The 16,267-nt window shown below is 66.5% G+C and carries 9 protein-coding genes; 6 read left to right on the forward strand and 3 right to left on the reverse strand.

The genetic code is table 11. The annotated features are described in order from the left end of the window. The first annotated feature begins 139 nt into the window (after nt 1–139). On the forward strand, nt 140–1,063 hold the full coding sequence (locus AB0L58_RS38935; RefSeq protein WP_364395541.1) for a LysR family transcriptional regulator: 924 nt from the start codon (nt 140–142) through the stop codon (nt 1,061–1,063). A 204-nt stretch (nt 1,064–1,267) separates the two neighbouring features. On the opposite strand, the gene AB0L58_RS38940 is transcribed toward AB0L58_RS38935, so the two are convergent. From AB0L58_RS38940 to AB0L58_RS38950, 3 genes are read right to left on the reverse strand one after another with little or no spacing between them, the layout of a single operon-like run. Continuing rightward, nucleotides 1,268–2,107: a hypothetical protein gene (locus tag AB0L58_RS38940; RefSeq protein ID WP_364395543.1), complete on the reverse strand. Its 840-nt coding sequence runs from the start codon at nt 2,105–2,107 to the stop codon at nt 1,268–1,270. Nucleotides 2,108–2,161: 54 nt separating this feature from the next. Further along, nucleotides 2,162–2,875 (reverse strand): ABC transporter ATP-binding protein, encoded by a 714-nt coding sequence (locus AB0L58_RS38945; protein ID WP_364395572.1) that lies wholly within the window; start codon nt 2,873–2,875, stop codon nt 2,162–2,164. 30 nt (nt 2,876–2,905) lie between these two features. After that, nucleotides 2,906–3,973 (reverse strand): ABC transporter permease, encoded by a 1,068-nt coding sequence (locus AB0L58_RS38950; protein ID WP_364395545.1) that lies wholly within the window; start codon nt 3,971–3,973, stop codon nt 2,906–2,908. A 130-nt stretch (nt 3,974–4,103) separates the two neighbouring features. On the opposite strand from AB0L58_RS38950, the gene AB0L58_RS38955 reads away from it, so the two are divergent. The 5 genes from AB0L58_RS38955 to AB0L58_RS38975 all read left to right on the forward strand — a co-directional run. Then, complete coding sequence (locus AB0L58_RS38955; RefSeq protein WP_364395549.1) at nt 4,104–5,354, forward strand: sensor histidine kinase; 1,251 nt, start codon at nt 4,104–4,106, stop codon at nt 5,352–5,354. Continuing rightward, on the forward strand, nt 5,351–5,968 hold the full coding sequence (locus AB0L58_RS38960) for a response regulator transcription factor (RefSeq protein WP_364395552.1): 618 nt from the start codon (nt 5,351–5,353) through the stop codon (nt 5,966–5,968). Before AB0L58_RS38955 ends, AB0L58_RS38960 begins: the two co-directional genes overlap by 4 nt. A gap of 68 nt (nt 5,969–6,036) precedes the next feature. Continuing rightward, entirely contained in the window at nt 6,037–6,462 is a 426-nt protein-coding gene (locus AB0L58_RS38965; protein ID WP_364395557.1) for a PPOX class F420-dependent oxidoreductase, read from the forward strand. A 21-nt stretch (nt 6,463–6,483) separates the two neighbouring features. Beyond that, entirely contained in the window at nt 6,484–7,248 is a 765-nt protein-coding gene (gene cobM, locus AB0L58_RS38970; protein WP_364395559.1) for a precorrin-4 C(11)-methyltransferase, read from the forward strand. A 458-nt stretch (nt 7,249–7,706) separates the two neighbouring features. Next, the coding region (locus tag AB0L58_RS38975) for an amino acid adenylation domain-containing protein (protein ID WP_364395561.1) at nt 7,707–16,267 on the forward strand (8,561 nt) is incomplete at its 3' end.

The raw sequence follows: 16,267 nt of genomic DNA on the forward strand, positions 1-16,267 counted from the left end.
AACTTCTCCTTCATGACCGGGGCCACATCTGGCAAAAAGATGTGACGGCCCCCACATTGCGTGGTCAGAACGAGTATTCGTGCACATATCTTCGGTCGCAATGACCAGTTGTGCAGTACGCGTCTGCAAGAATGCAGATATGAGCTCGGCCGCCTCGGGTCCCAGTCGCCCCAGCGCGGATGATCTGCTGGTTCTGCTCGCCGTCGGGCGATCCGGACGCTTTGTATCCGCCGCTGAGGAGCTCGGGATCAACCACACCACCATCTCGCGCCGCATTGCCGCACTGGAGCAGACGCTGGGCGGGCGGGTGCTTACCCGGGTGACCGGCGGTTGGGAATTGACCGATCTCGGGCGGGAGGCATTGGCGGCGGCCGAGGCGGTGGAGTCCGCGGTCAAGTCACTGGCTACCGATGCCGACGGCACCCGGGTGCTCGAGGGTGTGGTTCGGATTTCGGCGACCGACGGATTCAGTGCCTATATGGCCGCGCCGGCCGCGGCCGAGGTGCAGCGGCGGCATCCGAAGATCTCCGTCGAGATCGTCGCGGCGACCCGCCGGGCGTCCCAGCAGCGTTCGGGGCTGGATATCGAAGTTGTCGTCGGTGAACCGCAAGTGCACCGCGCCAGGGCGATTCGACTGGCCGATTACTGCCTCGGGCTCTACGGTTCGCGCGACTACCTCCGGGAACACGGCACACCAACGGCCATCGAGGATCTCGCGCGCCACTCGCTGGTCTATTTCATTGATTCGATGCTGCAGGTGGACGATTTGGACCTGGCCTCGAGTTTCGCGCCCGCGATGCGCGAATCGGTCACTTCCACCAATGTTTTCGTACATGTCGAAGCGACTCGCGCGGACGCGGGCCTCGGTTTGCTGCCCTGCTTTATGGCCGATCGTCACGACGATCTGATTCGAGTACTTCGGAAGGAAGTCTCCGTTCGGCTCCCCTATTGGCTCGTCATCCGCACCGAGACATTGCGCAGGCCCGAGGTGGCGGCGGTTGTCGACGCGATTCAGGTTCGGGTGCGCGAACAGCGCAATGTTCTGCTCGGTTTATCGGCGTAATCGATTGATAGCCTTCATGATCGCATTGTGGGGGTGGGTGCGGGGCAGAGTGGTCTGCGATGAAACGGTCCGGCATGAGATCGAAGAAAATTGTCGCGACGGCGCTGCTCGCCCTCGCCGCAACGGGTTCGGCCGGTGGCACGACCACCGCAGCGCAATTCGATGAAGACGTCGTCGCCAACTGCGACATGATCAGGTTTGCGGCTATTTCGGGAAGATCTCGTCGATGTGGTTGGCGGTGAGTGAGCGATCGACCCAATTGTCGAACTGGTCGACGTCGGTGCAGGCTTTGATGCGGGCCTCGAGGGCTTCGGAGACTTCGAAACCCCGCTGGGCGAGAATCCGGAGCAACACCTTGGCTTCGCCCTGGGAGAAGTAACGCCGCGCGAACTCACTCTTGTATTCGTAGGTGCCGGTCGTCATGAGGCTCTCCAAGAAGTGCCGGGCCGCCTTGGGCAAGATGGCTGCTACCAGGTCAATGTACATCTCGCCGCGGGGCGCGGGGAACACGCTCGTAGCGAGGGTGGTCAGGATGGCGTTTCGTTCGGGGTGGTTGCGGTGGGCGATGGCCGACAGGACCGCGAGTTCTGGATTGTCGGTGGCGACCTCGGGCTCGGTGACTATCGGGACGTCTTTCGGGCTCAGTACCACAGGTCTGAGCGTGAACTCGGGGGCGACGGTGATCGGTTTGCGGCAATAGTTGGCGGTTCGCTCATTCGGGCACAGGACGAGCAGGATCGTGAGGCAGTGGAGTCGGGCACGCAGTGTGGTCAGGTAGACGGGCCAGCTCCAGGACTTGTCGGAATCCGGTTGGAGTTGGACCTCGACGACGACAGCCAGTACCGGGGTTGTGCCGGTGGCGAGCACAACTACCGAGTCGGCGCGGTACTCGGTCGGGTCGATATCGGGGAAGTCACCGGATTCCAGACGTGCATGGTCGAATTCGGGTAGCGGGTTGTCCAGCACGAGCTCTAGTAATTCGGCGGCCAGTTGGGGGCGTTGCCGGAACAGATCGATCACCACTTCGTGCAGGACGCTGGGCATACCTGCACGCTATCGGCAGCCACTGACATGAAAATCCAAGCGGACGAGCAGGTTTCAGGGGATCGGGGTGAGGGTGCCGTCGATCATGCGGTAGACGGCGTTCATCTGGTGGAGGTGGGTCTGGTCGTGGGTTACCAGCAGGGTGGCGGCATTGTGGGTGCGGACCACGGTGCGGATCAGGTCGATTATGGCGGCGCCGCGTTCGGTGTCGAGGGCGCTGGTCGGTTCGTCGATGACCAGCAGGGCCGGGTCGTTCATCAGGGCGCGGGCTATGTTGACGCGTTGGCGTTGGCCGCCGGAGAGTTGGGCGGGGCGTTTGGCGTGGTGCTCGGCCAGGCCGACGGCGTCGAGTAATTCCATTGCCTTGGTTCGGGTTTCGCGGCATCGGGTGGGCGAGGTGAAGAGGTGCTGGCCGAGGTGGGACATGGCTTCCAGCTGTTCGACGGCGGTCAGGGCGGGGATGAGGTTGGGCTGTTGGAAGACGATGCCGATGGACGAGCGGCGCAGGGCGGCGGCTTCGCGGCGGCTGCGGGTGGCGAGATCGATTGTGCCGTCGAGGGTTTCGAGGGTTATGCGGCCCGAATCGGGACGGATCAGCGTAGAGACCACGGCGAGCAGGCTGGATTTTCCGGAGCCGGACGGACCCGTGATCGCGGCGATGGTGCCGCCGGTGACGTGCATGTTCACCCGGTTCAGTGCGGTGAGCCGGCCCGTGCCGTCCGGATAGGTCAGGGTTGTTTCGCTGACGGTGAGCGCGGTTTTCGTCATGGTCGCGGTGGTCATACGGATCTCCGGAGGTCAGCGGGCCGCGCCGAGTGCGGTCAGCGGGTCGGTGGTGAACAGGAAGCGCAGGGCGACGGCGGCGCCGAGCAGACCGAGGACGATCAGGGCCGTCGCGGGGAGCAGCGTCGTCGAAACGCTGAGCACGAAGGGCAGCGTGTCCCCCATGAATATGGCTGCGGCGACGGTGATTCCGAGTCCGACCGCGACACCCGCGGTCAGCACGATCGTCGCTTGGGCGAGGGCGTCGCGGACCAGCGCGCCGGATGTCGCGCCGAGTGCCTTCAAGGTCGCGATATCGGGCATGCGCTGCACCGTCCACACGGTGAAGAAGGCGCCGATCACCAAGGCCGAGATGGCGAACAGCAGCACCGTCATCAGTGTCAGCGAACCGTTTTCGGCTCGATAGGAACTCAAAGCCGATAGCGATCCGGCCACACTGATCGAGGTGGTATGCGCAGCGGCGTCGACGGAGAACGTATCCGGGACGGCGGATACCGCGAGCACCGTGGCGGCACCGCCGCGCGGACTCACCGATTGCCAGTCGGCGAGCGTCATCCAGACGACGGGCGTATGGCTGTACCAATCGTCGCCCCGCACCGTGGCCACTCGGAAGGTGTTTGTGCCGAGCGTGACGGTGTCACCGGCGATGGCATCGAGTGCCTTGGCCGCGCCGGTGCTGAGCACGATGGTGCCGGCATCGGTTGCGGCATGGTTGCCGAATGCGGTTCCTGCGGTACCGAACAGTGCGACCTGGGCGGGCTTGGTCGCACCCTGTCCCGCGACCGCACCCTCCGCCCGGCTGATGCCGATCGGATCCACGGTGCCGGTCGATCCCGCGACCGCCTGCCAGGTATCGACCTGCTGCTCGGTCAGCGCGGAGGTATCGAAGGCGGGATCCGCGCCGTTATCGGCGAAGACCAGGGCATCGGCGTGGATCGCCTCGATGGCCGAGATGTTCTGGTGCGCGAGTCCGGCGGTGAGACCGCTGAGGAAACTCACCAGCAGCGCCACCAGGGTGACGACCAGTGTGATGAGCAGAAAGCGGCCGCGTGCGGCCCGCAGATCCCGGAGTGCGACGAACATGCCATCACCCTGCCGCGCGGCGCCGCCCGCGCCATCGCGCGCGCGGAGGAATGCGCACCGATCGAAGGTTGGTCGGTGTTTTACGCCTTTCGATGGATGCCGCCCGGATAGCCGCACATAAGCTGGCAACGTGCATTCGTCGCCGCTCACCCCCGTCTTCACCGCGCTGCGGTTGGGGCTGCACGTGCTGGTGACGACGCTGGCGGTGGTGGTCGTGGTGCGCGCACTGCTGCCGGGCGCCGGACATCCGCTCGGCGTCGTCACGCTGACCGCGGTGTTCCTGGCCGTGTACTTCGCCGGTGCCCTGGTCGGCCGCCGCCCGGCGGGCATTCGTATCTGGCTGACGGCGCTGACGGTGCTGTGGCTCGGTCTCGTGGTACTCGCACCCGATGCCGGATACCTCGCGTTCGGCCTGTTCTTCCTCTACCTGCACCTGCTGCCACGGCCGTGGAGTCTGCTCGCGGTCGGCGCGGCCACGGTGGTGGCGGTGATCGGTTTCGGGGTGCATCGTGGCTGGTCGGTGGCGGGTGCGATCGGGCCGATGCTCGGCGCGGCCGTCGCGGTCGGGATCGGGCTCGGCTACGAGGCACTGTTCCGCGAATCCGCCGAACGCCAGCGCCTGATCGACGAATTGCTCAGTACCCGGGCAACTCTCGCGGAGCAGGAGCGCACGGCGGGAAAGTTGGCCGAGCGCGAAAGGCTGGCGCAGGAGATCCACGACACCGTCGCGCAGGGGTTGAGCAGCATCCAGCTGCTGCTGCACGCCGCGGAGCAGTCGACACCGGATCATCCCGCGCTGCAACAGATTCGGCTGGCCCGCGAGACGGCGGCGGAGAATCTGGCCGAAACCCGAAGGCTGATAGCGGAATTGACCCCCGCCGCGCTGCACGGGCAGAGCCTCGCGCAGGCGCTCGAGCGCATCTGCCGCCGCGCCGAGACTCCGGGACTGCTGACCCAGCTGGTCGTCGAGGGCGCCCCGGAGCGGCTGCCGATGCCCGTCGAGGCGGCACTCGTTCGGATCGCGCAGGGGGCGGTTTCGAACGTGGTGCGCCACGCGGGTGCGAGCCGGATGCGGTTGACCCTGACCTACGCCGATACCGAGGTGTACCTCGATGTTGTGGACGACGGTACGGGCATCGACCCCGCGGTACTGGACCGCGCGCCGTCCGGCACCTTCGGATTGGCCGCGATGCGCAGTCGGGTAGTACAGCAGGGCGGCACGATGGCGGTGGAGTCCGAGCCCGGCCACACCGCAGTCACCGTCTCGTTTCCGCTTCAGCCCGCTTCGGTGGAATCCCGCTCGGTCACCACGAATTCTGGGCAGGCACCGGAATCAGACCCGATCGAACCGAATTCGACCGGTCCGGAGAAACACACATGATCCGCCTGCTGCTCGCCGACGACCACGCCATCGTGCGTGCGGGCCTACGCGCACTGCTGGAGAGCAATGCCGACATCACCGTCGTCGGCGACGCACCGACGGCCGAGGCCGCTGTCGCCTTCTGCACCACCACCCCGGTCGATCTGGTGTTGATGGATCTCAGCTTCGGCCCCGGCCGCTCCGGCGTCGACGCGACCGCCGAATTGCGTGCGCTCGCGCGACCACCCCACGTCCTGGTGGTCACCAACTACGACACCGATGCCGACATTCTCAGCGCCATCGAGGCCGGAGCCTGCGGCTACATCCTCAAGGACACCCCACCGGTGGAACTGCTCGCGGCGGTGCGGTCGGCGGCCGCGGGGGAGAGTGTGCTGTCGCCCGCCGTGGCCTCCAAACTGATGATCCGGGTGCGCCGCGCCGATACCACCCTGAGCCCGCGCGAAATCGAAGTGCTGCGCCTGGTGGCCGACGGCAGCTCGAACCGGGAGATCGCCAAGGAACTCTTCCTCAGCGAAACCACTGTCAAGTCCCACCTCGTGCACATCTATGCCAAACTCGGCGTCCGCTCGCGCACCTCCGCCGTCGCCCGCGCCCGCGAACAAGGCGCCATCTGAACAGCCACCGGTCGGTATTCGGCGATGCGCGACCCGTCGGGCGGTGGGTGTGGACCTAGGGTTGAGCCATGGCCTCACTCTCGGATCCCGCAGTGCGCGAATTCCTCTCCCACGGCACCCGAACCGCGAAGGTCGCATTCGTGGCCTCCGACGGACGCCCGATCGTGACGCCGGTGTGGTTCGTCCTCGAGGATGACGAACTGGTCTTCAATACCGGCAAGGCCTCGGCCAAGGGCAAGGCCTTCGCCAGCGATCCGCGCATCGCGCTGGTGGTCGACCTCGAGGAAGCGCCGTACTCGTCCATTCAGCTCCGGGGCACCGTCACCTTGTCCGAGGATCCCGACGAACTCCTGCGCACGGCCACCGAGATCGGTGGCCGCTATATGGGCGCGGACCGTGCCGAGGAATTCGGCAAGCGCAACGGTGTCCCGGGCGAACTGGTGGTCCGGCTGCGCCCGACCAAGGTGATCGCCCACTTCGACGCGACGGCCTGAGCCCTCCCTAGACTCACCCGCATGACCGTGCACTTCATCGGGGCCGGGCCGGGCGCCGCGGACCTGCTGACCGTCCGCGCGGTCGAGCTGCTGCGCACCGTCCCGGTCTGCCTCTACGCGGGCACCTACCTGGACCCCGAGGTGCTCGCGCACTGTGCACCCGATACCGAACTGATCGACACCCAGCACCTGGATATCGACCAGATCACCGGGCATCTGGTGCGCGCCGACGCGGCCGGTAAGGATGTCGCCCGCCTCTGCTCCGGCGATCCCTCTATATATTCGGCCCTCACCGAACAGACCCGCCGCCTGGATGCGCACAACATCGCGTGGGACGTCACCCCCGGCGTCCCCGCCTATGCCGCGGCGGCCGCCCTGCTCGGCACCGAACTCACTGTTCCCGAGTTGGTGCAATCGGTGGTGCTGACCCGCACTCGGGCCCGTTCCACGAAGATGCCGGAGTCCGAAGCGCTCACCAACTTCGCCGAGACCGGCGCTACCCTCGTCCTGCATTTGGCCATTACCCGGATCCGCACCCTGGCCGCCGAGCTGATCCCGGCCTACGGCGCGGACTGCCCGACCGCCGTGGTGCACCGGGCCAGCCAACCCGAGCAACTGGTCTTGCGCGGCACCCTCGCCGATATCGCCGACCAGGTCGAATCCGCGGGTCTGCGCCAGGCCGCCGTCGTTCTCGTCGGCCGCGCCTTGACCCCGAATCTGTCCTGCACTCAGTCCCATCTCTACGATCCGGCCCGCGATCGTCACCGACCTTCGCAAGCAGTGTGAGATCGGTGACAGTCACCCAGCAAACTTGCGATGATCCCCCTGCCTGGTGTGATGTTCTTCGGCTATGGGACCTGATTGGTCGGGTGGCGAGAGCGACGGTAGATTGTTTCGGTGATCTGCATTGAACTTCCCGGCGGAGCCGGTCGGTGGGTAGCGGGCATGGTCGCGCCGATGTAACGAGGTCGGCCTGGCGGGCAGATAGTGCCAATGAACATTTTGATCGATTGATGAGAACTGAACGCGGGAACACAGGCGCCACGCTCGCATAGGTGCGCGTCCGCGTCCCGGCGTTCGTCGGGGAGCGCTCGTGTGGTGTTCCGGAAGCGAGGTTACGGTTGGACCGGCTGGATTTCGGCGGAAACGGCGAAACTGGTGACACACGGGCGGACGCTACGCAGGATGCCGCGGAGTACTTTCCGCTGTCGCCCGCACAGCTGGGCATTTGGTACGCGCAGCACATGGACCCGCAGGTTCCGATCAACATCGCGCAGTACCTCGAGCTGCGAGGTGATCTCGATCTCGACGTGATTCGGCAGGCCGCTATCGACGCGGGGAACGAGTCGCAGTCGGGCTGGCTGCGGATCGTCGAGCGCGATGGTCAGCCGATGCAGGCGGTCGACACCTCACTGTCGACCGATTACACGTATCTGGACCTGCGCGACGCCGACGACCCGCAGGCGGCGGCGATGGAATGGATGCGGGCGGAGTACAGCCGCCCGCTGGACATCATCAACGATCGCCTGTTCTGGAATGCCATCTTGCGGTTGGCGGACCAGCGCTGGTTCCTCTTCTCCAGGATTCATCACATCGTGCTCGACGGGTTCGGTGCGATGACCTACATGAAGCGGATCGCCGAGCTGTACACGGCGGCGGTGACCGGCACCGACCCATCGCCCGCCAAGGCCGACTCGCTGCGCACGCTGTATGAGCAGGAGATCGCCTATCGGGACAGCACCCGATTCCAGGCCGACAAAGAGCATTGGGCCCAGCGGGTCGCGGGTCTGGAGGACGGGACGAGCCTGGCCGGCCGTTCCGCGCCGCCGGCCCCGTTCAACAATGTGGCAAGCGCGGTGCTGTCGTCGGAGCAGGACACGCTGCTGGCCGAGGCGGTCGCGCGGCACGACAACTCGCCCGCGGGTCTGCTGATCGCGGGGTTCGCGGCGTATCTGGCGCAATGGACCGGCGCCGAAGAAGTGATCTTGAGCCTGCCGGTGACCGCGCGCACCACGGCGGCGATGCGCCGCTCTGGTGGTGTGACGTCGAATATCGTGCCGCTGCGCATGCGCGTCGGCTTCGATACCACGGTCGCGGAGTTGCTGAAGCAGGTGCAGGTGGAGGTGTCGGGGGCGCTGCGGCATCAGCGCTACCGGCACGAGGACATTCGCCGTGATGCGGCCGGTGACGGTGTGGTCACCACGGAGTTCTTCGGTCCGTGGGTCAATATCATGCTGTTCCACAACGAGGTCGTGTTCGGCGACATGGTGAGTCAGTTCAATGTGCTCTCCACCGGCAGCATCGAGGACCTCGGCGTCAATTTCTACCAGTCTGTCGCGGGCACCCGCACGCATATCGACTTCGAGACCAATCCGAACCTCTACACCGAGACCGAAGGCGCGCAGCATCATTCGCGGTTCCTCGAGTTTTTCGGCCGCTTCCTGGCCGCCGATGCCGACGACGTGGTGTGGGAGCTGCCCACCACCAGCGAAGAAGAGCGCGACCTGACGCTGCTGGAGTGGAACGACTCCGAGCAGGACGTCCCGGAAACCACCCTGGCGGCCCTGCTGGATGCGCAGATTCAGCTGACCCCGGACAATGTCGCCCTCGAATTCGAGGGCGATCAGCTGGCCCACCCGTCGCCCGACCACCACCCCTCATCGAGTCGCTCCGCGACGCTGACCTATGCGGAGTTCGCCGCACGGGTCAATCGGCTGGCCCGGTTCCTGATCGCCGATGGCGTCGGCCCGGAGTCGCTGGTCGCACTCGGTATGCGACGTTCGCTGGATCTGGTCGTCGGCATGCACGCGGTGCTGAAGGCCGGTGGCGCGTATGTGCCGATCGATCCGGATCATCCGGCCGAGCGCACCGCCTACATTCTCGAGTCCGCGGCACCGGTCTGTGTGCTGACGGTCTCCGGCGACGAACTCGAGCTGCCGGAATCGGTGCGTCGGGTCGAGATCGACACCCTCGACGTATCGGCGTACGACGCCGCTCCGGTGACGGATGCGCAGCGGCGCGCGCCGCTGCGTCCGGACAACACCGCCTATGTGATCTACACCTCGGGTTCGACCGGACGCCCGAAAGGTGTTGCGGTAACCCATCACGCGATCGTCAACCAGCAGCTGTGGATGCTCGACGAGTACCGCCTCACCGCCGAGGATGTGTACCTGCAGAAGACCGCGACCACCTTCGACGTATCGCTGTGGGGTTACTTCCTGCCGCTGATGGTCGGCGCGAAACTTGTTGTCGCGACCCCGGACGGGCACCGCGATCCGCTGTATGTCGCCGACATGATCGAGCGGCACAGGGTCACCGTCACCGACTTCGTGCCGTCCATGCTGACGGTCTTCGCCGCCCATGCCACCGCCGCTCAATGTGCCACGCTGCGTGCGGTTTTCGTCATCGGTGAGGCACTGCCGCCGGAGACCGCCGCGGGATTCCGTGCGATCACCTCGGCCGGTCTGCACAACCTGTACGGCCCCACCGAGGCCGCGGTTTCGGTCACCTACTGGGAGGCCACCGCCGCCGACACCGTCACGGTGCCGATCGGTATTCCGGAGTGGAATGTCCAGGTCTACGTGCTGGATTCGCGGCTGCGCCCGGCGGCGGTCGGCGCACCGGGTGAGCTGTATCTGAGCGGGCGTCAGCTGGCGCGCGGTTACCGCGGTCGTCCGGATCTGACCTCGGATCGGTTCGTCGCCAACCCGTTCGGCGTCCCCGGCGAGCGCATGTACCGCACCGGTGACCTGGTGCGCTGGAATGCCGCGGGCACCTTGGAATACATCGGCCGCACCGACTTCCAGGTGAAATTCCGCGGTCAGCGCATCGAACTCGGTGAGATCGAAACCGAACTCCTCGCCCATAGCGCGGTCAGCCAGTCCGCGGTGCTCGTGGTCGATACCGCCACCGGTCAGCAGTTGGTCGCGTATGTCGTGCCCGTGCCCGGCCAGTCGATCGAACCGATCGAACTCACCCGTTTCGTCGCGGAGAAGCTGCCGAGCTACATGGTGCCCGCCGCGATCACGGTGTTGGACGCCTTCCCGCTCAATACCTCCGGCAAGCTGGATCGAAAGGCTTTGCCGGAGCCGGTGTTCAGCGTGGACGCGGCCGGATTCCGGGCTCCGCGTACCCCGGCCGAGCAGATCGTGGCGGCGATCTTCGCCGATGTGCTCAGCCAGGAGCGGATCGGCATCGATGACAACTTCTTCGATCTGGGTGGCAACTCGCTGGTCGCCACCCAGGTGGTGGCCCGGATCGGCGCGGCATTCGGCACCCGGATCGGGGTGCGCGCGCTGTTCGAGACCCCGACCGTGGCCGGTCTCGCCGCCCGCGCCGAATCGGCGCCGCCCACCGAGCGGCCGCGCCCGGCCCTGGTGGCTCAGCAACTGCCCGAGCAGGTGCCGCTGTCGCTGGCACAGCAGCGGATGTGGTTCATCAACCAATTCGACTCCACCGTGCCGACCTACAACCTGCCGTTCGTGGTGCGGGTGGGCGGTCATGTCGATTTCGACGCCATGCGGGCCGCGCTCGCCGATGTGCTGATCCGCCAGGAATCGCTGCGCACCATCTTCCCCAACTCGGGCGACGGCGCCTATCAACAGGTGCTGCCGATCGAGGAGGTCGACCTCGATATCGCGGTGCAGCCACTCGCGGCATCCGAACTGGTCGAGGTGCTCACCGAATTCGCCTCCGTCGGCTTCGATGTCTCCACCGAACTGCCCATTCGGGTGCGCCTGTACCAGATCACCGGTGCGGCCTCCGATGACATCCCCGAATACGCGCTTGCCTTCGTCGTGCACCATATCGCGGCGGACGGCTTCTCGTTCGGGCCGCTCGCGCGTGACGTCACCACCGCATATCTGGCCCGCGCGGCCGGGGAACCGCCCGCCTGGGCACCCCTGCCGGTGCAGTACCGCGACTACACCCTGTGGCAGCGCGAATTGCTCGGCGCCGAAAGCGATCCCGAGTCCATGGCCGCCCGCGAGATCGCCTACTGGCGCGACGCGCTGGCCGGACTGCCGGATCAGCTGGCTCTGCCCACCGACCGGCAGCGTCCACCGGTGCAGAGTTTCCGCGGCGCGCAGTTCGGTTTCGAGATCGATGCCGAACTACACACCCAGCTGAGCGCACTGGCCCGCGCCGAGGGCGCGACCCCGTTCATGGTGCTGCACGCCGCGCTGGCACTGCTGCTGGCCCGGCTGTCCGGCACCACCGACATCGCCATCGGTACCCCGATCGCCGGACGCGGCGAACAGGCCCTCGACGACCTGATCGGCATGTTCGTCAATACGCTCGTGTTGCGCTCGGAGGTCGATCCGGCTCGGTCCTTCACCGAATTCCTCGCGCGCACCAGGGAAGTCGACCTCGCGGCGTTCGCATACAGCGACGTGCCGTTCGAACGTCTCGTCGAGGTGGTCAAACCGGCGCGCTCGCAGGCGCGGCATCCGCTGTTCCAGGTGATGCTGTCGTTCCAGGAGATGTCGCACGGCACACTGGAACTGCCCGGACTGTCGGTATCGGCCGCCGAACTCGAAGTCCACATCGCCAAATTCGATCTGCTCTGGACGCTGACCGAACAGCGCGGCAGCCAGGGTGAGCCCGCGGGCGTTTCGGTTGTCGTCTCCTACGCCACGGACCTGTTCGACGAGGCGACGGTGTCGTCGTTCGCCGATCGGCTGGTGCGGATTCTGCGCGGGGTCACCGCGGATCCGGCGGCGATCGTCGGCGATATCGATCTGCTCGACGAACGCGAGGTCGAGCTGGCCCGCGACGGCTGGCACGGCGCGCCGCGTGCGCTCGAGGCGGCGGGGACGGTCAGCGATCTGTTCACCCGCCAAGTGGCTGCGACACCGGATGCGATCGCGGTGGTCGACCGATCCGTCGATGGCTTCACCCCGGCCCTCGGCGCGTCGCTCGCCGACCACGACCCCGCATCGAGTCGCTCCGCGACGCTGACGTATTCGGAGTTCGGCTCTCGGGTGCACGCGCTCGCGCGCTGGCTGATCCAGGCCGGCGTCGGTCCGGATGTCCCGGTCGCACTCGGTATGCGGCGCTCGCTCGAACTGATGATCGCGATCCACGCGGTGCTCGAGGCCGGTGGCACCTATGTGCCGCTCGATCTCGATCAGCCTGCCGAACGCATCGCCCATGTGCTCGATACCGCGGCGCCGGCCTATGTGCTGACCACGTCCCGGGATCGGTTCACGCCGCCCGAGCTGCCGACGCTGGTTGTCGACGAGCTCGAGCTGTCCGAGATCTCCGATGCCCCGGTGACCGATGCCGAGCGCATCTCGCCGTTGCGACCGGAGCATCTGGCGTACGCGATCTTCACCTCGGGTTCCACCGGTCGCCCGAAGGGCGTCGGGGTTTCCCACGCCGCGCTCGTACACCAGATGCGCTGGCTCATCACCGAATTCGGCATCGGCGCCGACGATATCGCGCTGTACAAGACTCCGGCCACCTTCGACGCGTCGGTGTGGGAGCCGTTGGCGCCCTTGCTGACCGGCGCTCGCACCGTGATCGCCACCCACGACGGCTACCGCGACATCCAGTATCTGACCGAGGTGATCGCCGCCGAACAGGTCACCATCGCCTCGTTCGTGCCGTCGCTGCTGACCGTGTTCGCCGGTGCCGTCGATCCGGCGGCACTGAGCTCGGTGCGCATGCTGCTGGTCGGTGGTGAGGCGTTCTCCGGTGAGGCGGTGGAGGCGTTCCGCAAGCTCGGTCGCCCCGATATCACGCTGATCAACCTGTACGGCCCAACGGAATTCACCGTCAACGCCACGCATGCGGTCGTCGGCGAAGTGGTGCGCGGCGCGGCGCCGATCGGCGAGCCGGTCTGGAACACCCAGGCCTACGTGCTGGACGCGCGGCTGCATCCGGTGCCGCCGGGTGTCGCGGGTGAGTTGTATCTGTCGGGTCCCCAGCTGGCGCGCGGCTATCTCACCCGCCCGGATATGACGGCCGACCGCTTCGTCGCAAATCCGTTCGGCCCCAGCGGTTCTCGCATGTACCGCACCGGCGATCTCGTGACCCGCGATGCCGCCGGACAGATCGTCTACAGCGGTCGCACCGACTTCCAGGTGAAGCTGCGCGGTGTCCGGATCGAGCTCGGCGAGATCGAATCCGCCTTGCGCGCCCATCCCGCGGTGGCGCAGGCGGTCGCACTGGTCCGTTCCGACAGCCGGCTCGGTGACCAGTTGGTCGGCTATGTGGTGCCGACCGAGGCGGAGCCCGAGGCCGGATTCGATGCCGCGCTGCGCACGCACCTGGCGGCCATGGTGCCCACCTACATGGTGCCCGCGGCCTTCGTGACACTCGAGGCCATGCCGCTCAATGCGAACGGCAAGCTCGATCGGCGCGCCCTGCCCAAACCGGTCTTCGAGGTACACACCTTCCGTGCGCCGAGCACGCCCATCGAGGAGATCGTCGCCCAGATCTTCGGCGAGGTGCTCGACCTGCCCCGCGTCGGCGTGGACGACGACTTCTTCGACCTCGGCGGCAACTCGCTGATCGCTACCCAGGTCGCCTCACGCATCGGCACCGCACTCGATACCCGGGTACCGATCCGGATGGTGTTCGAGGCGTCCACCGTGGCCGCGCTCGCGGCCAGGGTGGAATCGCATGCCGGTGCCGGTGCCCGCAGTGCGCTGGTCGCGCGGGAGCGGCCCGAGTCGGTGCCGCTCTCGCTCGCGCAGCAGCGCATGTGGTTCCTCAACCGGTTCGATACCGCATCGGCTGTCAACAATATTCCGGTCGCGATCCGGCTCTCCGGTGATCTCGATGTCGCCGCACTGCAGGTCGCGGTGATCGACGTGATCGACCGCCACGAATCGCTGCGCACCGTCTTCCCGGAGACCAAGAACGGTCCGGTTCAGGTCGTGCTCGACGCGGCGCAGATCGTGCCCGACCTGACCCCGTACCGGGTCACCGAGGAGACCCTGGTCGAGCATCTGATCGACCTGGCCTCCATGGCCTTCGACGTCACCGATGAAGTGCCGTTGCACGCCAGGCTTTTCGAGATCAGCGAGTCCGAATTCGTGCTCGGCATGGTGGTGCACCACATCTCGGCCGACGGTTGGTCGATGGGGCCGCTGGCGCGCGATGTCATGGTGGCATACGCGGCGCGCACCTCATGGGAGTCGCCCGCCTGGGCCGCGCTGCCGGTACAGTACGCGGACTATGCGCTGTGGCAGCGCGAGGTGCTCGGCGCCGAGGACGATCCGGAGTCGCTGATCTCCAGCCAGATCCGGTATTGGACCGAGGAACTCGCCGATCTGCCCGACGAATTGGTGCTGCCGTCGGACCGCCCGCGTCCGGCGATCGCCTCCTACCGTGGTGGCACCTACGCCTTCGTGATCTCCGCCGAAACCCAGCGCGCGCTGATCGATCTGGGGCGCAAGCACAATGCGTCGCTGTTCATGGTCATGCACAGCGCGCTCGCGGTGCTGCTGGCGCGGGCCAGCGGTACCAGCGACATCGTCATCGGCACCCCGGCCGCCGGTCGCGGTGAGGCCGCGCTGGACGACCTGATCGGCATGTTCGTCAATACCCTCGTATTGCGCACCGATGTCGCCGGTTCGGCGAGTTTCGCCGATCTGCTCGCCCAGGCCAGGGAAACCGACCTGCAGGCGTTCGCGCATTCGGATCTGCCGTTCGAGCGCCTGGTCGAAATTCTCAATCCGGCCCGTTCGCAGGCGCGCAATCCGCTGTTCCAGGTGATGCTGGCGTTCCAGAACGTCAAGCAGGCCAACCTCGAATTGCCCGGGCTTTCGGTCAACGGCATCGACTACGACGCGCGACTGGCCAAATTCGATCTGCAGCTGACCATGCAGGAGACCCAGGAAGCGGGCCAGGCCGCCGGTATGTCGGCCGAAATCTCCTATGCCCTAGATCTTTTCGACGAGGATACGGTGGCGGCCTTCGCGCGGCGCCTGGATCGGATTCTGGCGGCCATCATCGCCGATCCGACCGTGCCGGTCGGCGATATCGTGTTGCTCGACGATCAGGAAACGGCGCTCGCGGTAGTCGGCTGGAACGACACCGAACACGATCTGCTTCCGCGTCGTCGGCCCGGCCGCAGCCCGCGTCGCACCGGTATTCACCAGAGCGGCGGGCTCACCCTGGTCGGCGAGTTCGCCGCGCAGGTTGCCGCCACGCCGGATGCGGTCGCGATCGTGGATCCGGCCACCGGGGCCTCGCTCACCTACGCCGAATTCGGTGCCCGCGTGCACCGCCTGGCGCGACGGTTGATCGAGGCCGGCGTCGGCCCGGAAAAGCTTGTCGCCCTTGGTCTGCGGCGTTCGGTCGAGCTGGTGGTCGCGGCGTACGCGGTGCAGGAGGCGGGCGGCGGGTATGTGCCGTTGGACCTGGATCAGCCGACCGAGCGGGTCAGCTATGTGCTCGAATCGGCGGCACCGGTCTGTGTGCTGACGACCTCGCATGACAATTTCGAAAGCGGCGGTCTGCCCACGCTTTCCATCGATGCCCTGGAGCTGTCCGAGTATTCGGACGCGCCGGTTACCGATGCGGAGCGGACCGCGCCGTTGCGGTCGGAGAACACCGCGTATGTGATCTTCACGTCTGGTTCGACGGGTCGGCCGAAGGGTGTGGCGGTGCCACACGCCGCCGTCGTCAATCAGATCCGTTGGATCACTGGTGAATACGGCATCGGTGCCGACGACGTGGTGTTGTTCAAGACGCCTGCCACCTTCGACGTGTCGGTGTGGGAGTTGTTCGGCCCGCTCTCGACCGGTGGCCGGATCGTGGTCGCGAGTCCGGACGGCCATCGCGATCCGCAGTA

Source organism: Nocardia sp. NPDC052112 (genome assembly GCF_040680135.1).
Lineage (GTDB): Bacteria > Actinomycetota > Actinomycetes > Mycobacteriales > Mycobacteriaceae > Nocardia.